General features: G+C 63.4%; 29 protein-coding genes. 15 read left to right on the top strand and 14 right to left on the bottom strand.

Features of this window, described 5'->3' with window-relative positions:
• Window positions 1-14: 14 nt before the first annotated feature.
• The gene (argB, locus tag ACI48I_RS19985; protein ID WP_193687851.1) at window positions 15-944 is read right to left on the bottom strand and encodes an acetylglutamate kinase; all 930 of its coding nucleotides are present in this window, start codon (window positions 942-944) and stop codon (window positions 15-17) included.
• Between the two features lie 170 nt (window positions 945-1,114).
• On the opposite strand from argB, the gene ACI48I_RS19990 reads away from it, so the two are divergent.
• The gene (locus ACI48I_RS19990; RefSeq protein WP_498575197.1) at window positions 1,115-1,315 is read left to right on the top strand and encodes a cysteine-rich CWC family protein; all 201 of its coding nucleotides are present in this window, start codon (window positions 1,115-1,117) and stop codon (window positions 1,313-1,315) included.
• A gap of 115 nt (window positions 1,316-1,430) precedes the next feature.
• Here the strand turns inward: ACI48I_RS19990 and ACI48I_RS19995 are convergent, their stop codons facing one another.
• On the bottom strand, window positions 1,431-2,558 hold the full coding sequence (locus ACI48I_RS19995; protein WP_498575198.1) for an extracellular catalytic domain type 1 short-chain-length polyhydroxyalkanoate depolymerase: 1,128 nt from the start codon (window positions 2,556-2,558) through the stop codon (window positions 1,431-1,433).
• Between the two features lie 21 nt (window positions 2,559-2,579).
• The gene (locus tag ACI48I_RS20000; protein WP_407943881.1) at window positions 2,580-3,008 is read right to left on the bottom strand and encodes a ribbon-helix-helix domain-containing protein; all 429 of its coding nucleotides are present in this window, start codon (window positions 3,006-3,008) and stop codon (window positions 2,580-2,582) included.
• A 126-nt stretch (window positions 3,009-3,134) separates the two neighbouring features.
• On the opposite strand from ACI48I_RS20000, the gene ACI48I_RS20005 reads away from it, so the two are divergent.
• The 4 genes from ACI48I_RS20005 (at window position 3,135) to ACI48I_RS20020 (ending at window position 5,871) form a co-directional block, all read left to right on the top strand.
• A complete protein-coding gene (locus ACI48I_RS20005; RefSeq protein WP_498575199.1) occupies window positions 3,135-3,563 on the top strand; it encodes a thioesterase family protein in 429 nt (142 codons plus the stop codon).
• Window positions 3,560-3,769, top strand: coding sequence for a DUF1289 domain-containing protein (locus tag ACI48I_RS20010; protein ID WP_193687855.1), 210 nt, complete (start codon window positions 3,560-3,562; stop codon window positions 3,767-3,769). The genes ACI48I_RS20005 and ACI48I_RS20010 overlap by 4 nt, the downstream gene beginning before the upstream one ends.
• Before the next feature lie 20 nt (window positions 3,770-3,789).
• Window positions 3,790-4,812 (top strand): MBL fold metallo-hydrolase, encoded by a 1,023-nt coding sequence (locus ACI48I_RS20015; RefSeq protein WP_498575200.1) that lies wholly within the window; start codon window positions 3,790-3,792, stop codon window positions 4,810-4,812.
• A gap of 96 nt (window positions 4,813-4,908) precedes the next feature.
• Window positions 4,909-5,871 (top strand): NAD(P)H-dependent flavin oxidoreductase, encoded by a 963-nt coding sequence (locus tag ACI48I_RS20020; protein WP_193687857.1) that lies wholly within the window; start codon window positions 4,909-4,911, stop codon window positions 5,869-5,871.
• Between the two features lie 72 nt (window positions 5,872-5,943).
• On the opposite strand, the gene ACI48I_RS20025 is transcribed toward ACI48I_RS20020, so the two are convergent.
• From ACI48I_RS20025 to ACI48I_RS20060, 8 genes are all read right to left on the bottom strand, one after another.
• Complete coding sequence (locus ACI48I_RS20025) at window positions 5,944-6,564, bottom strand: hypoxanthine-guanine phosphoribosyltransferase (RefSeq protein ID WP_193687858.1); 621 nt, start codon at window positions 6,562-6,564, stop codon at window positions 5,944-5,946.
• Between the two features lie 151 nt (window positions 6,565-6,715).
• Entirely contained in the window at window positions 6,716-7,969 is a 1,254-nt protein-coding gene (locus ACI48I_RS20030; RefSeq protein WP_193687859.1) for a phenylacetate--CoA ligase family protein, read from the bottom strand.
• A 28-nt stretch (window positions 7,970-7,997) separates the two neighbouring features.
• Window positions 7,998-8,813, bottom strand: coding sequence for an ABC transporter ATP-binding protein (locus tag ACI48I_RS20035; protein ID WP_193687860.1), 816 nt, complete (start codon window positions 8,811-8,813; stop codon window positions 7,998-8,000).
• Between the two features lie 51 nt (window positions 8,814-8,864).
• A complete protein-coding gene (locus ACI48I_RS20040; protein WP_193687861.1) occupies window positions 8,865-10,166 on the bottom strand; it encodes an ABC transporter substrate-binding protein in 1,302 nt (433 codons plus the stop codon).
• A 49-nt stretch (window positions 10,167-10,215) separates the two neighbouring features.
• A complete protein-coding gene (locus ACI48I_RS20045; RefSeq protein WP_193687862.1) occupies window positions 10,216-11,274 on the bottom strand; it encodes a branched-chain amino acid ABC transporter permease in 1,059 nt (352 codons plus the stop codon).
• 3 nt (window positions 11,275-11,277) lie between these two features.
• Window positions 11,278-12,174 carry a branched-chain amino acid ABC transporter permease gene (locus tag ACI48I_RS20050; RefSeq protein WP_498575201.1) on the bottom strand — a complete coding sequence of 299 codons (897 nt, stop codon included), beginning with the start codon at window positions 12,172-12,174 and terminating at the stop codon, window positions 11,278-11,280.
• Window positions 12,171-13,001: an ABC transporter ATP-binding protein gene (locus ACI48I_RS20055; protein ID WP_498575202.1), complete on the bottom strand. Its 831-nt coding sequence runs from the start codon at window positions 12,999-13,001 to the stop codon at window positions 12,171-12,173. Before ACI48I_RS20055 ends, ACI48I_RS20050 begins: the two co-directional genes overlap by 4 nt.
• A complete protein-coding gene (locus ACI48I_RS20060; protein WP_193687865.1) occupies window positions 13,001-14,956 on the bottom strand; it encodes an AMP-dependent synthetase/ligase in 1,956 nt (651 codons plus the stop codon). The genes ACI48I_RS20055 and ACI48I_RS20060 overlap by 1 nt, the downstream gene beginning before the upstream one ends.
• Before the next feature lie 132 nt (window positions 14,957-15,088).
• Here ACI48I_RS20060 and ACI48I_RS20065 point away from each other — a divergent pair, with 132 nt between their 5' ends.
• The 8 genes from ACI48I_RS20065 (at window position 15,089) to ACI48I_RS20100 (ending at window position 21,030) form a co-directional block, all read left to right on the top strand.
• Entirely contained in the window at window positions 15,089-15,775 is a 687-nt protein-coding gene (locus ACI48I_RS20065) for a Crp/Fnr family transcriptional regulator (RefSeq protein ID WP_407943882.1), read from the top strand.
• 57 nt (window positions 15,776-15,832) lie between these two features.
• Window positions 15,833-17,662, top strand: coding sequence for an aminopeptidase P family protein (locus tag ACI48I_RS20070; RefSeq protein WP_498575203.1), 1,830 nt, complete (start codon window positions 15,833-15,835; stop codon window positions 17,660-17,662).
• Complete coding sequence (locus ACI48I_RS20075; RefSeq protein ID WP_193687867.1) at window positions 17,662-17,922, top strand: hypothetical protein; 261 nt, start codon at window positions 17,662-17,664, stop codon at window positions 17,920-17,922. The genes ACI48I_RS20070 and ACI48I_RS20075 overlap by 1 nt, the downstream gene beginning before the upstream one ends.
• A gap of 28 nt (window positions 17,923-17,950) precedes the next feature.
• Entirely contained in the window at window positions 17,951-18,694 is a 744-nt protein-coding gene (locus ACI48I_RS20080; protein ID WP_193687868.1) for an MgtC/SapB family protein, read from the top strand.
• Between the two features lie 27 nt (window positions 18,695-18,721).
• Window positions 18,722-19,303, top strand: a complete 582-nt coding sequence (locus tag ACI48I_RS20085) for a DUF924 family protein (protein ID WP_498575204.1) — start codon at window positions 18,722-18,724, stop codon at window positions 19,301-19,303.
• Window positions 19,303-20,136 carry a Rossmann-like and DUF2520 domain-containing protein gene (locus ACI48I_RS20090; protein WP_498575205.1) on the top strand — a complete coding sequence of 278 codons (834 nt, stop codon included), beginning with the start codon at window positions 19,303-19,305 and terminating at the stop codon, window positions 20,134-20,136. Before ACI48I_RS20085 ends, ACI48I_RS20090 begins: the two co-directional genes overlap by 1 nt.
• Window positions 20,137-20,165: 29 nt before the next feature.
• Window positions 20,166-20,543 carry an MAPEG family protein gene (locus tag ACI48I_RS20095; RefSeq protein ID WP_193687871.1) on the top strand — a complete coding sequence of 126 codons (378 nt, stop codon included), beginning with the start codon at window positions 20,166-20,168 and terminating at the stop codon, window positions 20,541-20,543.
• Window positions 20,544-20,667: 124 nt separating this feature from the next.
• Window positions 20,668-21,030 (top strand): hypothetical protein, encoded by a 363-nt coding sequence (locus tag ACI48I_RS20100; RefSeq protein WP_193687872.1) that lies wholly within the window; start codon window positions 20,668-20,670, stop codon window positions 21,028-21,030.
• Between the two features lie 89 nt (window positions 21,031-21,119).
• Here ACI48I_RS20100 and ACI48I_RS20105 read toward each other — a convergent pair whose 3' ends face one another.
• Window positions 21,120-21,698 (bottom strand): putative pterin-binding protein, encoded by a 579-nt coding sequence (locus tag ACI48I_RS20105; protein WP_498575206.1) that lies wholly within the window; start codon window positions 21,696-21,698, stop codon window positions 21,120-21,122.
• 51 nt (window positions 21,699-21,749) lie between these two features.
• Between ACI48I_RS20105 and ACI48I_RS20110 the strand changes: the two genes are divergently transcribed.
• A complete protein-coding gene (locus tag ACI48I_RS20110; protein WP_193687874.1) occupies window positions 21,750-22,346 on the top strand; it encodes an alpha-ketoglutarate-dependent dioxygenase AlkB family protein in 597 nt (198 codons plus the stop codon).
• Window positions 22,347-22,528: 182 nt separating this feature from the next.
• Window positions 22,529-23,101, top strand: coding sequence for a porin family protein (locus ACI48I_RS20115; RefSeq protein ID WP_498575207.1), 573 nt, complete (start codon window positions 22,529-22,531; stop codon window positions 23,099-23,101).
• Between the two features lie 84 nt (window positions 23,102-23,185).
• On the opposite strand, the gene ACI48I_RS20120 is transcribed toward ACI48I_RS20115, so the two are convergent.
• Window positions 23,186-23,731 carry an REP-associated tyrosine transposase gene (locus ACI48I_RS20120; RefSeq protein ID WP_193687876.1) on the bottom strand — a complete coding sequence of 182 codons (546 nt, stop codon included), beginning with the start codon at window positions 23,729-23,731 and terminating at the stop codon, window positions 23,186-23,188.
• Window positions 23,732-23,950: 219 nt separating this feature from the next.
• On the bottom strand, window positions 23,951-25,618 hold the full coding sequence (gene ettA / locus ACI48I_RS20125; protein ID WP_193687877.1) for an energy-dependent translational throttle protein EttA: 1,668 nt from the start codon (window positions 25,616-25,618) through the stop codon (window positions 23,951-23,953).
• Window positions 25,619-25,678 lie beyond the last annotated feature (60 nt).

Genomic DNA, 25,678 nt, shown 5'->3' on the forward strand with positions numbered 1-25,678 from the left:
GCCACAAGATTTTTTTAGTGCGAGCGGATCATAGTGCCAAAAGCCTGTTCGGTCAAGACTTCCAGCAACAAAGAGTGCTCGATGCGGCCATCGATGATGTGCACGGTGTTCACGCCGGACTTGGCGGCATCGAGTGCCGACGAGATTTTCGGCAGCATGCCGCCCGAGATCGTGCCGTCTTCGAACATCTCGTCGATTTCGCGCGCCGACAGGTCGGTGACCAGCTTGCCTTCCTTGTCCTGCACGCCGGCGATGTTGGTCATCATGATCAACTTTTCGGCTTTCAGAATTTCCGCAATCTTGCCGGCGACGACGTCGGCATTGATGTTGTAGGCCTGTCCATCCTGGCCGAAGCCGATCGGCGAGATGATCGGAATAAAAGCGTCGTCCTGCAGCGCTTTCACGACGGCCGGATTGATCGCCTCGATCTCGCCGACAAAGCCGATGTCGAGGAACTCGCCCGGCTTGTCGCGGTCGGGCATCGACATTTTGCGAGCACGGATCAGGCCGCCATCCTTGCCGGTCAGGCCGACTGCCTGGCCGCCGTAGTGGTTGATCAGCATGACGATGTCCTGCTGCACTTCGCCGCCCAGCACCCACTCGACCACTTCCATGGTCTCTTCGTCGGTAATGCGCATGCCCTGCACGAAGGTGCCTTGCTTGCCGATTTTTTTCAGGGCGTTGTCGATCTGCGGACCGCCGCCGTGCACCACCACCGGGTTCATGCCCACCAGTTTCAGCAGGATGACGTCGCGTGCGAAGCCGTGCTTCAGGCGTTCGTCGGTCATGGCATTGCCGCCGTATTTGATGACAATGGTCTTGCCGTGGAAGTTGCGAATATAGGGAAGCGCCTCGGCCAGGATCTGTGCCTTGATCTGCGGCGACACCGCGGTCAGGTCACTCGATGGGTCCTCGGTCTTCAGGCTGGTCACGTGAGCGTTCATGGGGAGTCCGAAATGAATGTGGCGGAGATTTTACAGGCAACACGGGCGCCCTTGTGGGCATTCTATGGCGCGTTTGTTGTATTTTATGGTGTAACAGGGTCGGGATCGCTGCCGATGAATGCTTCTACGATATTACACATGACGAATAATTCCTGTCGCAAGGCTGCGCCATGAGCGACTGTACCCGTTGCGGCGCCGCCTTCGGCTGCGCCATGGCCGATGGGGGTGATGCGCCCTGCTGGTGCACGACGCTGCCGCCGGTGGTGCCGCTACCCGGCATCGACGCCGGCTGCTGGTGCCCGGCCTGCCTGCGTGCGCACATCGCCGAGACGGCGCGACCGGCCTCCGAAAAGTTCCCGGCCGCCGATTGAGGCGCACCGGTCGCGTGCGGTGCATGCAGGCGCATCATCTGCCTGTCGAGCCGACCTTTGAATCATACGCCGGCGCCGGGCCGCATGAAGCGGCCGGCATGCCACGCCGTCAGTCTCAACGGTGGGTACTGAAGAAACGCATCATTTCGCGGCTGGCGTCCGGCCCCTTGCCGTCGGTATAGCTGCCGCGGGCGCTGCCGCCCGACCAGGCATGGCCGGCGCCGTGGATGACCCAGTGTTCGCCGTGGACCTTGCCGTCGGCGCGCTTGTGCATGGTGCGGGTAAAGGCGTGGCCGTCCGGTACTTGGCCCGGCTCGACCGCCATGCCGGCGGCGGCGTCACGCGCGTGCACCATGAGTTCGTCGCCATTGGTCGGGTGCACGGTATGGTCCTGGTCGCCGTGGAAGACGATGATCGGGATCGCGCGCGGCGGCCGCTTGCCGTCGGCGCGCTGGCGCTGGAGTTGACCTTGCATCGCGGCCAGGGCCGACGGCAAATCCTTGGCCGAGGCAAAGGGCAGGCCGGAGTGCACGCCGACGGCTGCGTACAGGTCGGGGTACAAGGTGCCCATGATGGTGGCCATGGCGCCGCCGGCGGACAAACCGGCCACGTACACCTGGGCCGGGTCGATGCGGTATTTGTTCATGATCTCGCGGGTGATGCCGGCGATGATCGAGGGTTCGCCCTGGTCGCGTTTCTGGTCGACGTCGTTGAACCAGTTCCAGCAGCGCGAGGAATTGGCCTGGCGCGATTGCGCCGGATAGACGACCAGGCAACCGGTTTCTTCGGCCAGCGCGTTCATTTGCGTGCCGAGGGCGAAGTCGTCCGGATCCTGGGTGCAGCCGTGCAGCATCACGACGAGCGAGGCCGGCTTGTCCGCGGTGTCCGTGTAACTGCTCGGCACGTACAATTTATAACTGCGGGTGCCGGCGGCATTCGTGAAACTGCCTTCGCTGAAGGTGCCGGGCAAGGCTTCTGCCGGTTCGTTGGCGGCGGCGGCGCCCCCGCCGAAGGTGCGGCTCAGTTCGGCGAGCATGTCCGGCACGTCGGACGGGGTGCGCAAGTGGGCCATGCCGTTCGCCTGCGACAGTCCCTGCATCTGCGCCTGGGCCGCCTGGGTCATGGCCGAGGCGTTTTTCAGCGCGTCCTGGATCACCTTATTGGTATCGATCCGGGGCTTCTTGATCAGGTTACGGGTGGCGGCACGCATTTGCGTGAGCAATTTATTATTCATGAGTTTCATTTGGCTTTCCTTGTATGCGCTTTAAAGTATGCGCTCTGCCAATGCGGCCTTGATGGCGCTGCTTGCATGCAGTGCTCCCAGGACCGAAATCGATTCAATGGTGGCCAGGGCCAGTTCGACCGTGACGTCGCTGGCGATGCTGGCCATGCCGAGCACCTGGATCTGCAGCCGGATACCGGCCTGTTGCGCCGCTTCCAGGTCGGCGCGCGAATAGTGGTGCATCCCGAGCACGAGACTGCGGCGCGCCACGGTTTGCCGGACCACGTCCGCATGGGTATTCAATTGGTTGCGAATGGCTGTGCGGATCAGGTCGGTCCGGTTGCTGTAAAAGCCTTCGCTCACCAGCAAGTCGATCTGGCCCAGGTCGATCATGCCGAGGTTGATCGTGATCTTTTCCGAGTCGACCAGCTTCGGTTTCGCTTCATTCGTCGTCATCAGTTCACCGCGCATGCCTTACACCCTCCTTACAAACCATCTGGATACCATCCACATGGATGGTGAAATCAGGTGCCAAGTCTACGCGACTGAAGCTTGAGGTCAAGCGCAATTCGATTGAATCGGGTACTCTATTTCTCCATGAGTCCAGAATTACAACCCGGCCTGCGCTTCGCATGGCAGTACACGGTACCGCCGCGCGCGACCGTCCCGCAGCTGTATCACGACACCCCGTTCTGCCTCGACATGCCGGACGTGCTCGCCACCGGTTACATGGTCGGCATGATGGAACTGGCCTGCGTCCATGGCATGCTGCCCTTCCTCGACTGGCCACGTGAACAGAGCCTGGGGACCATGGTCAATTTTCAACATCTGGCGCCGACGCCGCCCGGCATGACCCTGCGCATCGAAGGAGAAGTCATTGAAGTCGACGGCCCGCGCGTACGTTTTAAAGTGCAGGCCTGGGACGAGCAGGAGCGTATCTGCGAAGGCACGCACGAGCGTTGCGTCATCGATCGGGACCGTTTTAATGGACGCGTCGCGAAAAAGCGGAGGACTGCAATCGTATGAGCCCGCTCTCGTCTCCCGAACTGCAGACCCCGGTTCCATCCCCCTGCATCAGCCTGTGCGAGATGGACGGGCAGAGCGGCCTGTGCCGAGGCTGCCTGCGCACGATCGATGAGATCGTTGCCTGGGGCAGCGCCAGCGACGAGGTCAAACGCGCAGTGTGGATGGAGATCCGGCGCCGCGAAGCAGACCTGGATTTCGGCGCATGACCCATTCCCTGCCTGCCACGATGCGCGTCTTCGAGCGCGGCTGGCTGTCGTCGAACAATGTGTTGTTTATCGGCGAAGAGACGGCGCTGGTCGATAGCGGCTATGTGACCCACGCGCCGCAGACGCTGGCGCTGGTACGCCATGCGCTGGGCGGGCGGCCCTTGCACCGCCTGTTGAACACCCATCTGCATTCCGATCACTGCGGCGGCAATGCCGCGCTGCAGGCGGCGTATGGCTGCCACACGGCGATTCCCGCCGCGGAAGGCGTCAAAGTCGCCGCCTGGGACGAGGATGCGCTGAGTTTCCGGGCCACCGGACAGCAATGCGCGCGGTTTACGTTCGACGCGCTGCTGGCGCCGGGGCAAAGCCTGGAACTGGGCGATATGGACTGGGAAGTGCTGGGCGCGCCCGGCCACGATCCGCATGCCCTATTACTGTTCTGCGCGCAGGAGGGGATCCTGATCGCGGGCGACGCGCTGTGGGAAAACGGCTTCGGGGTGATTTTTCCGGAACTGGCAGGCGAACCGGGATTTAATGAAACCCGCGCGACGCTGGACCTGATCGCCACGCTCGACGCGCGCATCGTCATTCCCGGCCATGGCCGCATGTTTGCGGATGTGGCCGGCGCACTGCAACGCGCCTGGTCTCGGCTCGATTATTTATCGAGCGCGCCGCAGCGCAATGCCGAGAATGCGATCAAGGTGCTCGTCAAATTCCTGCTGCTCGAGCGGCAGCGGGTGGCGCTGGCGGACCTGCCGGGGCTGCTGGCGTCGATTCCGATGGTCGGGAGTGCGCTGCGGCAGATGGATCTTGCCTCCCTCGCGGCTGATCAGACGCTGCTTGAACGCGTGGGCAGCGACGCTGCCCGCCCTGCGGCGCTTGCGCAGAGCGGCAGGGTGGGCGGGTCCCCCGCCCACGCGTTCAACGAACGCTTGCCTGCCACGTCATTCGAGCCCTACCTGAGGCTGGCCAACTGGGCCATTTCCTCCCTGCTGCGCGCGCAAGCCGCCCGCATCGATGGCAATTTCCTGGTCGACGCCTGATTTAGAGCCGCCGATCTAGCACGATCGTGCTTTTATTCCCCGATAGACCCTATAATCAGTCAGTCACGCTCCATTACACCACGCCGAAAGTTGCCCATGACGCTGCCAACCGTACTGCAAAACCTCTCCTTACCCGTCATCGCCTCGCCGATGTTCATCGCCAGCGGTCCCGCCCTGGTCGCGGCGCAGTGCAAGGCGGGGATCGTCGGTTCCTTCCCGGCCCTGAACGCCCGTCCGGCCGAGCTGCTCGACACCTGGCTGACCGATTTACAGAAAGAGCTGGCCGACTACCAGGCCGCCCATCCGGATCGTAAAGTCGGCCCGATCGCCGTCAACCAGATCGTCCACGCCTCCAACGCCCGCCTCGAGCACGATGTCGAAGTCTGTGTCAAACACCAGGTGCCGATCATCATCTCGTCCCTGCGCGCGCCGCCGAAAGAGATGCTCGATGCCGTACACAGCTATGGCGGCATCGTGCTGCATGACGTGGTCTCGATCCGCCATGCGCAGAAGGCGCTCGAAGCCGGTGTCGACGGCCTGATCCTGGTCGCGGCCGGCGCCGGCGGCCATGCGGGCGCGCTGTCGCCGTTCGCGCTGGTGGGAGAAGTGCGTAAATTCTTCGACGGCCCCCTGGCCCTGTCCGGCTCGATCGCCACCGGCGACGCCATCCTGGCGGCGCAGGCGATGGGCGCCGATTTCGCGTATATCGGCTCGCGCTGGCTGGCAACCAAGGAATCGAACGTCAGCGACGACTACCGCGACGCCATCGTCGAATCGAGCGCGGCCGACGTGGTGTACACGAATTTGTTCACTGGCGTGCACGGCAATTACCTGAAAAAATCGATCGTCAATGCCGGGCTCGATCCAGACGCGCTGCCGGAATCGGACAAGAGCAAGATGAGCTTTGGCGACGGCAGCTCGAAAGCGAAAGCCTGGCGCGACATCTGGGGCGCCGGACAAGGCGTCGGCCTGATGAACGACGTGCCGACGGTGGCCGAGATGGTTGAGCGGCTGACACGCGAATACAACGCGGCGCGCGCGCGCCTGGCGCTGCGCTGATCGCTGGACGGGACACGTTCAAAAAACAAAAGGCCTCCATGCAGGAGGCCTTTTTTTGCGGATGATGTCGGTTCAGGACGCTTTCGCATCCGGCACCGGATACTCCAGCTCCGGCTCCGCCGGTTTCAAATCCTGTGGCGAAATGGCCCACAGCCCGGGCAGGTTGCGCCAGTAACCGTAGACGTCCATGCCGAAACCGACCACGAAGGCGTTCGGCAGCGTCAGGCCGACAATATCGGCCACGATCGGTTTATTGCGTCCGATGTCCTTGTCCGCGAACACGGCGATGATGACCTCGGCCGCGCCCATGTCGAGCAGGCGCTGTTTGACGTGCGCCAGCGTCTCTCCTTCGTCCAGGATGTCGTCGAGCACGACGATCGTGCGTCCGGCCACGTTCTGGCGCGGGATCACTTTCCACACCACTTGTCCGCCGCGGTCGTCGTCGCCGTAGCGGCTGACGTGGATGTAGTCGAATTCGAGCGGGAAGTCGAGCTGGGGCAGCAGGGTGCCCGTGAACACGACGGCGCCGCCCATTACCCCCAGCACCAGCGGGAAGCCGGCACCGGGCGCTTTAAAACGCTCGTTGAGCACGTCGGCCACCTGGCCGACCGCAGCCTGCACCTGGCTCGGGGTAACGATCTCTTGCGCATGTTCAAGCAGGGCTTGGGCGCGTGTAACATGAAAATCTTGCATGAGTATTGACGGTAAGGGGGCAATGCGCCAATTATCGCGAATATTTCCGATGACGGGCGGACATTTGGCAGGGGTCCGTTCCTGCCCTCCTTGTCTTCCTTGCCATGATGGTTTCCTTGCCCATCCCCGAGGGCGAAACAGGCACGGCCGCCTAGCTGTAGTCGCGCGCATCCTCGATCAGCTTGCCGTCCTCCGGCAGCGCGCCCGGCGCAACAAAGGCAACTTCGCCGCGCAGCTTGGTGACTTCGCGTATCGAGGCGCCGATGGCCGCGGCCAGCGCGGGATCGGGCCGCCTCTCCACTTCGCACTGCAGCGTCATCACATCGTTGGCCATCTGCCCCGACACCACCAGCCGCGCCTTCAGAATGGCGGGATGGCGGCGCACGATATTCTGCACCTGCGAGGCGTGCACGAACATGGCACGGACCTTGGTGGTCTGGTCCGCGCGGCCGAGCCAGCCGCGGATGCGGCTGTTGGTGCGTACGCCGCGCCTCTCTTCCACCAGCAGTGCCGACAAATCGCCGGTGGCGAAACGGATCAGCGGATAGTCGGGATTGAACAGGGTGACGACGACTTCGCCGATGTCGCCGGGCGCCACCGGCTCGCCGCTGCCGGGCCGCACGATTTCCAGCAGCACCTCTTCGTCGAGCACCATGCCCGGATCGAGCACGCCGTCGGTGGCGGTTTCATAGGCGATGCTGCCGATGTCGGCCGAGGCATAGGTCTGGAACACGTGCGGCACGCCCTGTTCGCGGAACCAGCTGCGCAGGGACTCCGGCAGCGCCTCGGCGCCGAGCAGAGCGTGCCGCACGCTGCCGATGTCGGCGCCGGTTTCGCGCGCCTTCTCGATGATGATGCGCAAAAACGAGGGGGTGCCGACATAGGTATCCGGGCGCAATGCCGCCATCGCCTGCACCTGCATTTCGGTCTGTCCGGTACCGGCCGGGATCACGCTGCAGCCGATGCGGGAAGCGCCGCTTTCGACCATGAAGGCGGCTGGCGTGAAGTGGTAACTGAAACAGTTCTGCAGCAGCCCGCCGGCGCGCACGCCGGCCGCAAACAGGGGCCGCGCGAAGCGCCACCAGTCCTGGCCGCGTCCTTCGGGGTCGAAGATCGGGCCGGGCGACATGAACACGTGCGCCAGTTCGGCCGTCGGCGTCGCGGCCAGGCCACCGAAAGGCGGCCTCTCCTCCTGCAGCGCCTTTAAATCGGATTTGCGCGTCACCGGCAGCGCCGCCAGCGCCGCGCGGCTGGTGATGGCGCCGGGGTCGACGCCGTCCAGGATCCTGGCCCAGCCCGGGGCCTGTTGCGCGCGCGCGATCAGGCCTGGCAGGCGCGCCAGCAGCGCACGTTCGCGTTCTTCGGGCGCGCGCGTTTCCAACGCATCGAGAGGGTTGCTCGTCATGGTGCTCTCCGTGAGGGGGAGGCTGGATTCAGGCCAGCCAGCGTTTGCGGCGTCGGTAAAACTTCATGTCCCTGAAACTTTTACGGCCGGCGCCGGACACGCCCAGATAAAATTCCTTGACGTCCTCGTTGTTGGCCAGGTCCTGCGCCGCGCCTTCCATCACCACGCGCCCGTTCTCGAGGATGTAGCCGAAATCGGCGTAGCGCAGGGCGACGTTGGTGTTCTGCTCGGCCAGCAGGAAGGAGACGCCTTCCTTTTCATTTAAATCTTTCACGATGCCGAAGATCTCGTCGACGATCTGCGGCGCGATGCCCATCGACGGTTCGTCGAGCAGGATCATCGAGGGGTTCGCCATCAAGGCGCGCCCGATCGCGCACATCTGCTGCTCGCCGCCCGAGGTATACCCGGCCTGGCTGCTCCGTCTTTCTTTCAAACGCGGGAAGTAGTGGTACACCGATTCGAGCGCGGCTTTCAGTTCGCCGCGCCCGATGTTCCGGGTATAGGCGCCCGTCAGTAAATTTTCTTCGATCGTGAGGTGGCCGAAGCAGTGACGTCCCTCCATCACCTGCGACAGGCCGCGCCTGACTAACTCGTTCGGCGTCAATTGGTCGATGCGCTCGCCCTGGAAGCGCACCTCTCCCTTGGTGACGTCGCCGCGCTCGCCGCGCAGCAGGGTCGAGATGGTTTTCAGGGTGGTCGACTTGCCGGCGCCGTTCGCGCCCAGCAGGGCCACGATCTTCCCCTTCGGGACCTGCAGCGACACCCCCTTCAAAACCAGGATCACGTGGTCGTAAATGACTTCGATGTTGTTGACGGACAGGTAGGGCGCGCTGGTGCTGGTCATGGTTATTTTTTCCGAAAACGCCCCCGCCAGGCGGCGGGGGCGGTTCATCGATTACTGCATGCAGGCAGGCGTGATGTTCTTTTCCTTGGCATAGGCCAGCGACGACTCTTCCAGCAGTTTGCGGGTCAACGCCTTGTCGCCGACCACCCAGTTCGGCGTGATCGCGACCCACTTCTTGCCATCCCACTGCTGGACTTTCACAGCCCCGGAACCCTCGTGGTCCTCGCAGCTGGTCTTCACGGTCGGGAACATGCCGAAGGCGCCGAGGGCTTTCTGGCGTGCCGCATCGACGTTCAGGTTTTCCAGGCCCCAGCGCACCTGCTCGCCGGTCATGGTTTTACCCTTGCCGAATTTCTCCTGCGCGGTGCGGATCGCCTCGACCCAGAGCACGCCCAGGGTCACGCCGCGCATGTGATAGACGGAGCCGATGCGGCCCTGGTCGGCCAGGTTGCCCTTGCCGGCGGCGTAGACTTTCTTGCGGATCTCGTCGATCAGCGGGTAATTGCCCGGCGTATTAAACGTCATCGAGGTATAGCCCTTGGCCGCTTCGCCCGACGGGATCGTGTCTTCTTCCGAACCGGCCCACCAGACGCCGAGGATTTTCTCGCGCGGGAAGCCGTTCCTCTGTGCGGTTTTGATCGCCACCGAATTCATCACGCCCCAGCCCCACAGGATCACATGGTCCGGTTTCGCCTGGCGGATCTGCAGCCATTGCGATTGCTGCTCGCTGCCCGGCGGCGCCACCGCAATTTTGATTAACTCGAACCCGTATTGCGCAGCCTGGGCATCGAGCACCGGCATCGCTTCCTTGCCGAAAGCCGAGTCGTGGTACAGGTAGACGATCTTTTTGCCTTTCAGCTTGGGATAGCCGCCGTTCTTGTCGGCCAGGTACTTGATCATCGCGGCGGCCTGGTTCCAGTAGCTGGTGATCAAGGGGAACACGTACGGAAAAACTTTGCCGTTGGCCGCGTCCGAGCGGCCGTAGCCGAGCATGGTCATCGGGATTTTATCGGTCGCGACGCGGTCGACGATGCCGTAGGCGATGCCGGTCGAGAGCGGGTCGACCAGGGTGGCGCCGCCGTTCTTCGTTTTCATGCGCTCGTAGCACTCGACGCCGCGCGAGGCGTTGTATTCGGTCTCGCACTCTTCCCAGGTCATCTTGACGCCGTTGATGCCGCCGTTCGCATTGACCAAATTAAAATAGTCGATCATGCCGCCATAGAAGCCGGAACCGCCGGCACCGTAAGGGCCGACGCGATACGAGGGCAGGGCGACGAACTGGTCGGCCGCCAGCACCTGGCCGCCCGCGCCCATCAGGGCTGCGGCGAACACGATCGATTTCATGAGTTTCATGGGTGTCTCCTCTTTATTAACGACGTTTGAATAGCGGATAAAAACCAACTCAATGCGGGAAGGGCCACAAGCGTAATTTCTCTTTGCCGATCTGCCACAGGCGCGCCAGCCCATGCGGTTCGACGATCAGGAAGAAGATGATCAATCCGCCGAACACCATCAGCTCGAGGTTCGAGGCGTAATTCGTCGCCAGTCCCAGCGCGTGCGCCAGCATGTTCAGGAAAATCGGCAGCAGGACAATAAAAGCGGCGCCGAGGAAGGAACCGAGAATGGAACCGACGCCGCCGATGATCACCATGAACAGGATCCGGAACGACAGGTCCAGGCTGTAGGCTTCCGGTTCCACCGTGCCGAGATAGGCAAACGCGTACAGGGCGCCGGCCACGCCGCAATAAAACGAGCTGACGGCAAACGCGAGCAGCTTGGTGCGCAGCGGCCGGAAACCGATCACTTCGGCCGCCATGTCCATGTCGCGGATCGCCATCCACGAGCGTCCCACGTTCGAGCGGATCATGTTCTTGGCCAGCAGCGCCATCAGGGAAACGATTCCCAGCACCAGCAGGTATTTCGCTTGCGGCGACACGAAGCGGTAGCCGAAGATCTGCATCGTCTGCACCGTCACCACGCCCGATGAACTGTAGTTGGTCAGGTACGGGATCTTGGTCAGGCACCAGATGACAAAGAACTGGGTGGCGAGGGTCGCCGCCGCCAGATAAAAGCCGCGGATGCGCAGCGAGGGCAGGCCGAAGGCGATGCCGACCAGGGCAGCGCACAGGCCGCCCAGGATAAAAGCGAGCAGCAGCGGCATGCCGGGAATGCGCGCCACGAAATTGAACGAGGCATAGGCGCCGACCGCCATGAAGGCGGCGGTGCCCAACGACAGCTGGCCGGCGTAGCCGGTCAACATGTTCAAGCCGAGCGCGGCCAGCGCAAAAATCAGGAACGGAATCAGGATGGCGGAGAGCAGGTAAGGGGAGGCCAGCAGCGGCACCGCCGCCAGGGCGACCGCCAGCAGCGCGCACAGGGCGACGCGGTCCTGGCGGATCGGCAGGATCTGGCCGTCGGCGACATAGCTCGTTTTGAACTGTCCGGCTTCGCGATAGAGCATGGTTTAAATTCTCCGGATGATTTTTTCGCCGAACAGCCCTTCGGGCCGCACCAGCAGGAACAGCAAGGCCAGCACATACGGGAACCAGCCTTCGATGCCGCCGCCCACCATCGGCCCGATATAGACTTCGGCCAGCTTTTCGCTGGCGCCGATGATCAGGCCACCGACGATCGCACCCGGTATCGAGGTGAACCCGCCCAGGATCAGCACCGGCAGCGCTTTCAGGGCGATGAAGGTCAATGCGAACTGCACGCCATTGCGCGCGCCCCAGAGCAGGCCGGCGACGAGCGCCACCAGTCCCGCGACCGACCAGACGACGACCCAGATTCTCTGCAGCGGAATGCCGACGGCCAGCGCCGCCTGGTGGTCGTCGGCTACGGCGCGCAGGGCGCGCCCGACCCGCGTTTTCGTGAACAGCAGCGCCAGGGCGACCACCAGCACCGCGCACACCACGGCCGCCGTCATGTCGAACTGCGATACCAGGATATTGAAATGCTCCATCAGGTATTCGTTTGGCACGTCCTCGATCGGCAGCTCGAGTTTACGGACCTGCGAACCCCAGAGCAGCTGGGCCAGGCCCTCGATAAAAAACGCCAGGCCGATCGTGGCCATGAACAGCGTGATTTCCGGCTGGTTCACCAGGGGCCGCAGCACGACCCGTTCGATGGCCAGCGCCAGCGCGATCATCACCAGGATCGTCAAGGGAATGGCGAGCCAGAGCGAGACGCCGAATTTGTCGACCATGCCGACGCAGGTCAGCGCCGCGAAGAAGACCATGGCGCCTTGCGCGAAATTGAAGACGCCCGAGGCTTTATAGATCAGGACAAAGCCGATGGCGACCAGCGCGTACATCACCCCCGACAGCAGGCCGCCGAGCAGCACTTCGATGAAAAAGCTCATGCCGCGCTCCCTTCGTGCGCCTGGCCGAGGTAGGCCTTGATCACGTTCGCATTAGTCCGCACCTCGTCCGGGGTGCCGTCGCCGATCTTCTTGCCGTAGTCGAGCACGACGACGCGGTCGGAGATGTCCATCACCACGCCCATGTCGTGCTCGATCAGGACGATGGTCGTGCCGAACTGGTCGTTCACGTCGAGGATGAAGCGGCACATGTCCTGCTTTTCCTCGACGTTCATGCCGGCCATCGGTTCGTCCAGCAGCAGGATCTCGGGTTCGGCCGCCAGCGCGCGCCCAAGTTCGACCCGCTTTTGCAGGCCGTAGGGCAGGCGCCCCACCGGCGTCTTGCGGATCGCCTGGATCTCGAGGAAATCGATGATCGCCTCGGCCTGTTCGCGGTGCGCGATTTCTTCCCTTCTCGCCGCGCCCAGGTAAAACGCTTGCTGCAAAAAATTCGTTTTCATTTTGAGGTTCCGGCCGGTCATGATGTTGTCCAGCACCGTCATCCCTTTAAAGAGCGCGATATTTTGAAAAGTGCGGGCGATGCCCGCTTTCGCCGCGCCGTAGCAGTCCATGTTCGTGCGGTGCACGCCGCGCAGCACGATTTCTCCCTGCTGCGGGCGGTACACGCCGTTGATCACGTTCAGCATCGAGCTTTTGCCGGCGCCGTTCGGCCCGATAATGGCGCGGATCTCGTGTTGCTTCACGTCGAAGGAAATGTCGGTCAGCGCTTTCACCCCGCCGAAGGAGAGCGAAATGTTTTTCAGGTCGAGGATCACGTCGCCGATCCGGCGCTCGGTGCCCGGCTGGCCTGGGGGCTGGGTCATTTCCATCACGCCGCCTCCTGCAGCACGGGATAGGTAGCGGCATCGACGATGCGCAGCTCGGCGCTGACGACACCGCTGCGCCCGTCCTCGAATTTGACCTGCGTGCTGATGAACTGCGAAGTCTTGCCCGTGTACAGCGCCTCGATCAGCACGGCGTATTTTTGGGCGACGAATTTTCTCCTCACCTTGCGCGTGCGGGTCAGCTCGTCGTCGTCCGGATCGAGTTCCTTGTGCAACACTAAAAAACGGTGGATCTGCGTTTGTCCCATCAGCGCTTCATTCGCGAGATCGGCATTCACTTTCTGTACGCAGTCGCGCATCAGTTCCAGCACCTGCGGATTGGCCGCCAGATCCGTGTAGCCGGAATAGGCGAGGTTGCGCCGCTCGGCCCAGTTGCCGACCGCTTCCATGTCGATATTCAGGAAAGCACAGACCTGGTCGCGCCCATTGCCGAAGGCGACCGCCTCCTTGATGAACGGGAAGAACTTCAGTTTATTTTCGATGTAGTTGGGCGCGAAGATGGCGCCGCCGTTCATCCTGCCGACATCGGCCGCGCGGTCGATGATTTTCAGATGCCCATCGCTGTCGAACATGCCGGCGTCCCCGGTGTGAAAATAACCGTCGCTGTCGATCACTTCGGCCGTCGCGTCCGGCCTTTTAAAATAGCCATCCATGTTCGACACGCCTTTTACCAGTACTTCGCCGTTCTCGGCGAGGCGCACCTCGACCCCGGGCGCGGGAATACCGACGCTGTCGAACTTGATGTTCCCGTCCGGCTGCAGGCAGACATAGGCGCAGGTTTCGGTCGAGCCATACAGCTGCTTTAAATTGATCCCGATCGAGCGATAGAAACGGAACAGGTCGGGACCGATGGCCGCGCCCGCGGTGTAGGCGATGCGCACGCGCGACAGGCCCAGCACGTTTTTCAGCGGCTCGTAGACGAACAGCCGGCCCAGCGCATAGTTAAGCCGTTCCAGGGCGCCGACCGGCTTGCCGTCCAGGATGGCGGCGCCGCTGCGGCGCGCCACGGCCATGAAATAGTCGAACATGCGGCGTTTGATGGCGCCCGCGTCTTCCATCCGGATCATGACGGTGGTGAGCATGTTCTCGAACACGCGAGGTGGGGCAAAATAATAGGTCGGGCCGATTTCACGCAGGTCGGTCAGCACCGTGTCGCTCGACTCCGGGCAGTTCACCGTAAAACCGGCGACCATCGCCTGCGCCAGCGAAAACAGGCAATCGCCGACCCAGGCCATCGGCAGGTAGGAAAGGATGTCCTCGCGTTCGGTCAGCTTGTCGAAGCCGACCCCGCCTTCGCCCGCCGCGATCAGGGCCGCGTGCGACTGCATCACGCCCTTCGGCTTGCCGGTGGTGCCCGAGGTGTAGAGGATGATGGCGGTGTCGCTGCCTTGGCCGCTTTGAACCGCGGCGTCGAAGGCGCCGGGGTGGGCCGCATCCCAGGCGCGTCCCATTTCCTGGAGGGCGGCAAACGACAGCAGGCCGGCGTGCCGATAATGGCGCATGCCGCGTTCGTCCTCGAACACGATGCGGCGCACGCGCGGGCACAGGGCCTGCAGTTCGAGCAGTTTATCGACCTGCTCCTGGTCTTCGACCACAGCGAACTCGATATCGGCGTCGTTCAGCACATGCGCCATGTCGGCCGCCGGCGCATCCTGGTAGAGCGGGACCGGCACGCCGCCCAGGCACTGGGCCGCCAACATCGCCCAGTACAGGCGCGGCCGATTGTCGCCGATGATGGCCAGGTTCATGCCGCGTTCGAAACCGAGCGCGGCCAGCCCGCAGGCGAGAGATCTCACCTCGGCATTGACCTGCAGCCAGGACCATTCCTGCCAGATGCCCAGGTATTTCTCGCGAAACGCCGGGCGTGCGCCGCGCTGTTGCCCGTGGGCGAGCAGGCGCCGCGGGAAAGTCTGCAAGGGCACGCTCTCCGATGTCTCCATCGCTGTCTCCTGGTGTGGTTCCGCACGAAATCTTTGGCCGGCGAAATTTTTATGTGAAGATAGTACTTGGCGTTCGTTTAATAAGTTGTCATCTGAATGACAATTGGCCGACTTTCGATGACGCGTTGCACAATGAAAATGCCGACACAGACCCTGCTGGAACACCTGCGCGCCACGATCTGGGGACGCGTGCTGACGCCTGTCGAAATGGCGCGGGTCGAGGCCGACTGTTTCGAGCAGTTCGTCCCGAAAGGCGGTTTTGTCTGCCGCAAGGGAGAAGCGCTGGAAAACTGGGTCGGCATCATCGACGGCCTCGTTAAGATCAATAATTTTTCGCCGTCCGGAAAAAGCGTGACGTTTACCGGGGTGACCGCCGGCGGCTGGTTCGGCGAGGGATCCTTGCTGAAGGACGAATTCAGGAAATACGACGTCATGGCGCTGCGCGACACCCGCGTTGCCCGCATGCCGCGCGCCACCTTCGAGTGGCTGCTCGAGATCAGCCTGCCGTTCAACCGGTTCTTGCTCATGCAGCTCAACGAGCGCCTGGGCCAGTTCATCGGCCAGGTCGAGACCGACCGCATGCTCGACGTCGATACGCGCGTCGCGCGCTGCCTGGCGGCGATGTTCAACGCCCACCTGTATCCGGGCGTGGAACCGCTGGTGCAGCTCTCGCAGGAAGAGATCGGCTACCTGTCGGGCGCCTCGCGCCAACGCGTCAACGTCGCCTTGCAGCTGCTCGAGAAGGCGGGGGTGGTACGGCTCGATTACGGCGGGATCCGGGTGCTCGATCTCGAGGGACTGCGCGCCTTCCAGGCGTAGGATGCACGGCCACGATTGCCTGCGCCATCTCCTATGGTTGGAGGTATGATAGGAGGCATGTCTACTCCAACGCATACCTCTTCCCCTGCGGCGCGTGTAAAACTGCTGCGCGCCGCGATGGCCCGCCACGGCATCGATGCGTATATCGTCCCGTCGAGCGATCCCCACCTGTCCGAATACCTGCCGCGCCGCTGGCAGGGCCGCGAATGGCTGTCCGGTTTTACGGGTTCGGTCGGCACCTTGATCGCGACCGCCGATTTCGCCGGCGTCTGGACCGATGGCCGCTACTGGACCCAGGCCGAGACCGAGCTGGCCGGCAGCGGGATCGCGCTGATGAAGATTCCGTCGGGCGCCAGCCTGCTGCACATCGACTGGTTGGCAAAGACCATGCAGCCCGGCCAGACGGTGGCGGTCGACGCGCGCGTACTCGGCCTGGCCGTGGCGCGCCTGTTGAAGGACGCCTTGCAAGCGCGCGACGTCAAACTGCGCACCGACATCGACCTGCTCGACCAGATCTGGAGCGAGCGCCCGGGACTGCCGACCGAAGCGCTGTACGAACACGCGGCGCCGCACGCGACCTTAGCGCGCGCCGACAAACTGGCCGCGACCCGCGCGGCGATGGCGCAACTGGGCGCCGAGCGCCATTTCATGTCGACGCTCGACGACATCGCCTACCTGCTCAACCTGCGCGGCGCCGACGTCCCTTTCAATCCGGTGTTCGTCGCCCACGCGCTGATCGAACAGGACGGCGCGACGCTGTTTGTCGCCGAAAATAAGGCAGCGCCTGAACTGCGGGCACGGCTGCTGGAAGACGGCGTGCGCCTGGCGCCGTATGCGCAGGCTGCCGCAGCCTTGTCGGCCCTGCCGGCGGGTTCCACCCTGCTGGTCGACCCGAGACGTATCACGGCCGGCATGCGTGAAGCCGTGGCCGGCGGCGTCAACGTGGTCGAGGCGATCAACCCGACCACCTTCGCCAAATCGCGCAAGACGGAAAGCGAAGCCGCCCACGTGCGCGCCACCATGGAGCAGGACGGCGCGGCCCTGTGCGAATTCTTCGCCTGGCTGGAAGCGACCCTGGCCGACCCGCAGCGCGCGCCGCTGACCGAACTGACGATCGACGAACGGATCACGGCCGCGCGTGCGCGCCGCCCGGGTTTTGTCAGCCCGAGTTTCGGCACGATCGCCGGCTTCAACGCCAACGGCGCAATCATGCACTATCGCGCCTCGCAGGCTTCCCACGCCGTGATCGAAGGCGATGGCCTGCTCTTGATCGATTCGGGCGGCCAGTACCTGGGCGGCACCACCGACATCACGCGCGTGGTCCCGGTCGGGAACATCAGTGCCGACCAGCGCCGCGATTTCACCCTGGTGCTGAAAGGGATGATGGCCTTGTCGAGCGCCCAGTTCCCGCGCGGCACCAGGTCTCCGATGCTCGACGCCATCGCACGCGCCCCGATCTGGGCGGCGGGCGTCGACTACGGCCACGGCACCGGCCACGGCGTCGGCTATTTCATGAACGTGCACGAAGGCCCGCAGGTCATCTCCCCATCGGCAGCGCCCGACCCGCACACGGCGATGGAGCCGGGCATGATCACCTCGATCGAGCCGGGCATCTATAAACCGGGACGCTGGGGTATCCGCATCGAGAACCTGGTGCTGAACGTCCCCGCGAAGGAGGAAGGAAATGCGGGCGAGTTCGGAGAATTCCTGCGCTTCGAGACGCTGACCCTGTGCCCGATCGACACGCGCTGCCTCGACTTGTCGCTGCTGCAGCCGCACGAGAAAGCCTGGCTGAACGACTACCACGCGCAGGTAGCAGAGCGCCTGCTGCCGCATGTGGCGGGCAGCGCGCGTGAATGGCTCGCACTGCGCACGGAGGCGATCTGATGGTCTCCGCCCGCTCCACCCGCGCCAGTTCCGCCATCGAGCGTTTAAAACGCCGCACCGGCCACACCGGCTATTCGATGGCCCGCACCGCCAGCGGCGGCTTTTATTTGTCCGAGATGCCGGGCTCTCCCCCGCTGTGCGAGCCGCTCGAACTGGACGACTTCGTCCGTTTCGTGAACGGCCTCGGGCCGCAGGAAGTCAAGCGCATGACCAAGAACGACATCGCGTTCGAGAAGCAGCTGGTCAAGAAAAAACCGTGAGGCGTCCCGTGGTCCCGACAAGCGCGCCATGACGAACGCCCAATACCTGCTGCCCTACTGGTCGCCGAACGAGATCGCCACCAATGCGGTGATCCTGCTGCACCTGGCCGGGGCGCTCTTTCTCGGCCTGCTGGTCGGCTACGAACGCTCCTATCACGGACGCGCGGCCGGCATGCGCACCTATGGCCTGGTGTGCATGGCTTCGTGCGCGCTGACCATCATCAGCGGCTATCCGGAGATGTGGTTCGGCGGCCAGATGGGGGCGATCGGCACGGTCGACCCGACCCGCGTGATGCAGGGCGTGGTAACCGGCATCGGTTTTCTCGGCGCCGGCGTCATCATGCGCGAGGGTTTCAATATCAGCGGCTTGACGACCGCCGCCTCGATCTGGAGTTCGTCGGTAATCGGTATCCTGGTCGGCGTCGGCTTTTATTTGTCCGCGATGGGACTGGCCTTCTTCTCGGCCATGATCATGATCTACCTGACGCGCGTGGAAGCGTTTCTGCCGTCGCGGCGCGCGGTGGCGGTGACGCTGCGTTTTCGCGAAGCCTTCCTGCCGCGCGAGGATGCATTGCGCGAAGCGGCCCTCGAACGCGGCTACCAGATCGCCAACAGCTCGCTGACGATCTCCAGCAACAACGGACGCCAGGAGTGGCGTTTCGTCGCGATCGCGATGTCGCGCCACAACCGTGCCACGCTCACCGAACTGGCCGCCGAACTGGCGGCCTCCGAAGGCGTCGAAGGTTTTCAACTCTCGCACGCACGTAATTAAAATGAAAACAAGACTGGGGTAATACGGATGAATGCTCAAGACGTTCTCGATTTCTGGTTCCTGCCTGCCGGCGATCCCGGCCATGGCAAGGCGCGGCCCGAATGGTTCCGCAAGGATCCGGCCTTCGACACGCAGATCCGCGAACGCTTCGGCAGCCTGATCGCCCAGGCGATCGCCGGCGGCCTGCGTGAATGGGACCTCGAACAGGGCGCGCAAGGCACGCTGGCGCGCATCCTGGTACTCGACCAGTTCACCCGCAATGCGTATCGCGAGACGCCTGAATCGTTTGCCGGCGACACGCTGGCGCTCGCCGCCGCCCAATCCCTGGTCGAAAGCGGCGGCGACCGCGTATTGGCGCCCTTCCAGCGCGCCTTTGCCTACATGCCTTACGAGCACGCGGAAGACGCGCGCATGCAGCAGTGCGCGGTCGACCTGTTCGCGCGCCTGGCGGGCGAACACGAGGGGTTTACGGAGATGCTCGACTACGCGCACCGCCACCGCGGCGTGATCGCGCGCTTCGGCCGCTTCCCACACCGCAATCCGATCCTCGGACGGGCCTCGAGCGCCGACGAATTGCAGTACCTGAGCCAGCCGGGCGCCGGATTCTGATGCTTGCAACGCTCAATATCGTGGGCGCCGGCCATGTCGGGCGCACGCTGGGCCGCCTGTTTCATGAGCACGGCGTGTTCGCCGTCCAGGACGTGCTGACGCGTTCGCAGGCCAGTGCCGCGGATGCCGTCGCGTTCATTGGCGCCGGCCGCGCGCTGGCGCAGGTGGCGCCATTGCGTCCCGCATCGGTCTGGATGCTGGCCGTCGGCGACGACCAGATCGCGCCCACCTGCGCGGCGCTGGCGGCAGCTGGACTACTGAACGGCGCCACCGTCTTCCACTGCAGCGGCGCCAAGGCCTCCGGTGAACTGCAAGCGGCAAGCCAGGCCGGTGCGCAGGTCGCCAGCATCCACCCGGTGCGCAGTTTCGCCGACCCCGATTCGGTCGCTGCCCATTTTGCAGGCACCTGGTGCGGCGTCGAGGGAGATGCGGACGCACTGGTGCGCTTGTCTCCCGCCTTCGAGGCGATCGGTGCGCGCCTGGTCGCCATCGATGCTGCCGCCAAGACGGTCTATCACGCGGCCTCGGTATTCGCCTCGAACTACCTGGTGACGGTGCTCGACGCCGCACTGCGCACCTATGCCGCCGCCGGCGTGCCACCGCACATTGCACGCGAACTGGCCCAGCCGCTGGCGAGCGAAACCCTCGCCAATGTGTTCCGCCTGGGCGCTCCCGCGGCGCTCAGCGGACCGGTCGCGCGCGGCGACATGGCGACCGTGGCACGCCAGCAGGCGGCGCTGCAGGACTGGGATGCACCCACGGCCACGCTGTATGCGGCCCTGGTCGAGGCCACCACGGCGCTGGCCGGGCGCAAGCGCCGCGGCGAGGCCTGACCCTTCATTACATTCACTGAGGAATATCGATGCTGTTGACCGCCTGGGCCACGCTGGCCGTTCTCGGGGTGTATTTCTGGACCGGCGTCATGGCCGGCTATGCGCGCGTGAAATACAAGGTAGCGGCGCCGTCGATGGACGGGCCCGCCGCCTTCCAGAGCGCCCAGCGGGTGCAGGCGAATACGCTCGAGCAGCTGCCGATCGTCCTGGTCCCCCTGTGGCTGTGCGCTGTATATTTGAGCGACACCTGGGCCGCGGCCGGCGGCTTGCTCTGGTGCGCGGGACGTATTGCGTATGCGCTGGGTTATTACCGCGACCCGGCCAAGCGCGAAATCGGTTTTGTGCTTGGCATGGTGGCAAGTGGCGCCCTCGTTTGCGGGGCGGCCGTTGGTTTATTGATGCACTAGAGCAAAAAATCTGCATCCAGTAATCGACAAAGTTCCCAAACGGCAATAAGCTTTGCTGTTGAATCCGTCATGTCGGTGACTGGTGCGCGTCGCGCCCGGGCCGGTTCGATGCGTAGGAGGCACCATGTTGTTTTTGAAAAGTACCGCGGCCATGAAGGCACCGGGCATTTATGAAGTCGATGTCGCCGCCAAGCCGCCCGGTAAAACCTTCGGCGTCTACCTGGCAACCGATCCCGACAATCCGCCCCAGGGCGTGCTCGCGGCGCTGGCCGAGCTCGGTTTCAAAAGCACCTACCAGAAGAACTACACCCACCGCGACGGCGGCCGCGTGCTCGACCTGCATTTCGAAAAGGATGGCACCGACCTGTTCAAGGGCTGGAAGGCCGAGGAATGCAGCGCCAACCTGGCCGCCATCAACAGCCTGTTCGGCGATCTCGGCGTGACGGTCACGACCCGCGTGATGAGCATGGCCGAAGCCTACGCCTGATGCCTGCCGGGAGTGCCGCCACCGGTGCTCCGGAGTTCCCCGCTACCTGTTCACGCACGAGCCCGCTTTGCGGCCTCGTGCGTTTGGCATTAAGCCTGCACGGCGATGTGGTACAAGGCCCAGGGGCAGGCGCCGAAACGGGCCGCCAGCGGCTGCGCCGCCATCTCCGGCACCCGGTCGGCATCGTAGACGGCCCACAGCGGTCCCAGGCCCCCGAGCGCCATCGGCCGTCCGTCGAGGTGGGTGGCCAGGATAAACCCCTGGGCCCGCGCCTGGCGCAGGGTGATGCCGGCAGCGTAACCGTCGACCGCGCGCAGGGTGATGCGGGTGTCATTTGCCCCCGGCGCGCCGGCCAGGGCCAGCACGTCGGACAACGAGGGGCCGTGCAGGGCATGCGCCTTGCCGTCGTACTCGAGCGTGGGGTGAATCGTGCGTGCCGGCAGCCGCGCCAGCGCCGCGAAGTCGAGCGCATGGGCCTGCGTAAAGCTGAGCTTGTGCCTGGCCATCATCTGGTCGAGCGCCGGATCGAGCGCGCCGCGGTTCGGGCGCCGGATATCTCCGTTGATCGTCAGCAGCACCGGGCCGGCCGGCGCAGCGCCGGCCGCGCCGGCCAGGCCGGGCAGGGCGCTCGCGGCGAGGGTCGCGCCGAAGAACTCACGTTTGTTCATGCGACAATTCTCCATCTGGCGATACGCCCATGATAATCGCTGAATGAATCCATGGATCTGTTCGACACCCCCGGCACACTGTTGCCGATTCCCATCGAAGACGGACAACTGGCGCTGCTGAGCCAGCTGCCGCTGCCCTGGCCGAACGCCGAGGTGTTACAGCGCCTGCTGGACGAGACGCCGTGGCGCCAGGAAAGCGTGGTCGTCTACGGCAAGCGCCATCCCCAGCCGCGCCTGACGGCCTGGTATGGCGAGGCCAGCTATACCTATTCGGGCCTGAAACTGGAACCCTTGCCGTGGACGCCACTGCTGCTGGCAATCCGCGCGGCGGTCGAGGCGGCCTGCGGCGCGCGGTTTAACAGCGTACTCCTGAACCGCTACCGCGACGGGCAGGACAGCATGGGCATGCACAGCGACGACGAGCCGGAACTCGGCCCGGAACCCATCATCGCCTCGCTCAGCTACGGCACGACCCGTCCCTTTATTTTGCGGCATAAACGCAACAAACAGACCATCCGCATCGCGCTGGAGGAGGGCAGCCTTTTATTGATGAGTGGGCAATTGCAGAAACACTGGCTCCACGGCATCAATAAATCGGCTCGTTCCCTAGGAGAACGGATTAATCTAACCTTCAGGTACGTCGTTTAATCTGCACGTATTCGGCGGCATTTCGCACGCAAAATAACTGAACTTTAGGTCAGTTATCTTACATTTGCTTACAGTTCTTACTGGATTTGGACTGTGTGCACCCTTTTCATGATGCTATCTTGGACACATCGCGATTCACGATGAATTGCGAGCCAGACAACAAACGTGAAAAGGATTTACGTATGAAAAAGCTCATCTTTGCACTGATCGCAGGCTCCGCACTCATGACCGCCGCCCAGGCCCAGACCATCACCCCACGTCCGTATGTCGGCGTCGGCGCCTCGGGTGCCGATCGCGAATACAAGGTGAACGGCGCGACCATGAACGACAATGACGGCTACAAGTTTTCGGGCAAAGTGTTCGGCGGCGTCGAACTGACCGATAAATTCGGCGTCGAAGCCGGTTATACCGACTTCCGCAAGGCCGGCGGCAACTACACCCTGAACGGTGCCAACGTTAATACCGAGACCGATGGCTACGGCGCCTATGTCGCCGGCAAGGCCTCCATGCCCCTGAACGACAAGTTCTCGGTCTTCGGCAAGCTGGGCGTGGCCCACACCAAGGCCGAAATGGAATCGGCTACCGCAGGCCTGAACCGCAAGGTCAGCGATAACGGTGGCTACGGCGCCCTGGGCATGCAGTACAACGTGACCCCGCAAGTCGCGCTGACCGCCGAGTACGAGCGCTACGGCAAGAAACAAGACTTCGGTCCAAAGCCGGACGTCTTCACCATCGGCGCGAAGTACCAGTTTTAATGCGTCGCTGAGGTAACAAAGTAAAAGGGCCTGCGGGCCCTTTTTCTATTGGTAGTAGCGCTTGGCGCGCGCTGCGCTTCCGACTCACAAAGCGGGTGCGGCCCCGATCCCTCCGCCGTTTCGCATGGCCCAGGGCGGCAGAACGGGCGGCGTTTCCAGTTGCGGCGCCAATAAACCTTCGGCAATAAAACGGTGGACCGAGGACCAGGGCCAGTCGTGGGCGCAGGTACACAGGCCATGGCGCACCGGATTGGTGTGCATGTAGTCGATCAGGGAGGCGTATTCGGCCTCGTCGGACACCCGGAATTCCTGGTACTGGCGCGCCCAGATTGCGCCGTCGGCGCTGGCGGCGGCCAGCGATTTGCGCAGCGCCTTGGAAAACGCGATTTTCACGGCGCGCCAGCGGCTGGAACAGTCGTGGTCGCCGGGCGGCAGGGTCCACATCGCGTGGGCATGGTCGGGCAGGACCACCCAGCCGTCGACGTGGAAGGGCTTGCGGACGCGCGCCTGGCGGATGGCGTCGCCAAAAGCGGCGATATGGTCCGTCAGCAGGGTACTGCCACGGTCCAGCAGGCGCACCGTGAAGAAAAAGGTCCCACCGGGGACCCGGTTGTCGCGGTAGTCTGTCATGAGCAAAGTGTGCCAATCGATGGTGATCGCCATGTCGATTGGCGCAAATGGGAGGCGGGAACTGGGATAGGTTCCAAGAGCCTCATCAATGATCGATTCTACACACGGCTTTTCAGGAACCGCGTTTCATTTCCGCGCGAAAATCATCTATCAAAACAAACGCCCGGCAGTGCCGGGCGTCGTGCTCGCAGGAGCCTGTTTCGATGACGATTCGGGGAATCAGGTCGTCAGCGGCTTGTAGCGGATCCGCTTCGGCTTCGCGCCTTCTTCGCCCAGGCGCTTCTTCTTGTCCGCTTCGTATTCCTGGTAGTTACCGTCGAAGAAGGTCACTTGCGAATTGCCTTCGAAGGCCAGGATGTGCGTCGCGATGCGGTCCAGGAACCAGCGATCGTGCGAGATCACCATCACGCTGCCGGCAAATTCCAGCAGCGCATCTTCCAGGGCGCGCAGGGTTTCCACGTCGAGGTCGTTCGACGGTTCGTCCAGCAGCAGGACGTTGCCGCCTTGCAGCAGGGTTTTCGCCAGGTGCAGGCGGCCGCGTTCGCCACCGGACAGGTTGCCGACGATCTTCTGCTGGTCCGAGCCTTTGAAGTTGAAGCGGCCGAGGTAGGCGCGCGACGGCATCTCGAAGCGGCCGACGCTGAGCATGTCGGCGCCGGCGGTGACGTCCTCGAACACGGATTTGTTGTTCGCCAGTTCGTCGCGGTGCTGGTCGACGAGCGAGATGCGCGCCGTCTTGCCGATCACGACTTCGCCGCTGTCCGGCTGCTCTTTACCCGCAATCATTTTAAAGAGGGTCGATTTACCGGCGCCGTTCGGGCCGATGATGCCGACGATCGCGCCTGGCGGTACCGTAAACGACACGTTGTCGAGCAGCAGGCGGTCGCCGAACGCTTTCGAGACGTTCTTGAACTCGATGACTTCGTTGCCGAGGCGCTCGGCGACAGGAATAAAGATTTCCTGGGTTTCGTTGCGCTTCTGGTATTCGAATTCGGACAGTTCATTGAAGCGCGCCAGGCGTGCCTTCGACTTGGCTTGACGGGCCTTCGGATTCTGGCGCGACCATTCGAGTTCCTTCTGCAGCGCCTTCTGGCGTGCCGATTCGGTCGACTCTTCCTGTTTTAAACGCGCCTGCTTCTGGTCGAGCCAGGAACTGTAATTGCCCTTCCACGGGATGCCCGAACCGCGGTCCAGTTCCAGGATCCATTCGGCGGCGTTATCCAGGAAGTAGCGGTCGTGGGTGATGCCGACCACGGTGCCCGGGAAGCGCAGCAGGAACTGTTCCAGCCATTCCACGGATTCCGCGTCCAGGTGGTTGGTCGGTTCGTCGAGCAGCAGCATGTCCGGCTTGCTCAGCAGCAGTTTACAAAGCGCCACGCGGCGCTTCTCGCCGCCTGACAGGACGCCGATTTTCGCGTCCCACGGCGGCAGGCGCAGCGCATCGGCCGCCATTTCCATTTGCAGGTTCAGGTTGCCGCCGTCGGCCGCCGAGATGATGGCTTCCAGGCGTTCCTGTTCCTTGGCCAGCGCATCGAAATCCGCGTCTTCGTCGGCGTAGGCGGCATACACCGCTTCGAGCTTGGCTTGCGCCTCGAAGGCTTCGCCGAGGCCCGATTCGACTTCCTGGCGTACGGTTTTTTCCGGATCGAGCTGCGGCTCCTGCGGCAGGTAGCCGATGTTCAGGCCCGGCATCGGACGCGCTTCGCCCTGGATGTCGGTGTCGATGCCGGCCATGATTTTTAAGAGGGTCGATTTGCCGGAGCCGTTCAGGCCCAGCACGCCGATCTTCGCACCGGGGAAGAAGGACAGCGAGATGTCCTTCAAAATCTGCCGTTTCGGTGGGACGATTTTGCCCACGCGGTTCATCGTATAGACGTAATTAGCCATTATTCAATTCTGTAGAAATGCAAGGTGCAAAGGATACGATAGAAGCGCCCGGTCGGGCAC

The organism is Massilia sp. LXY-5 (assembly GCF_059801075.1).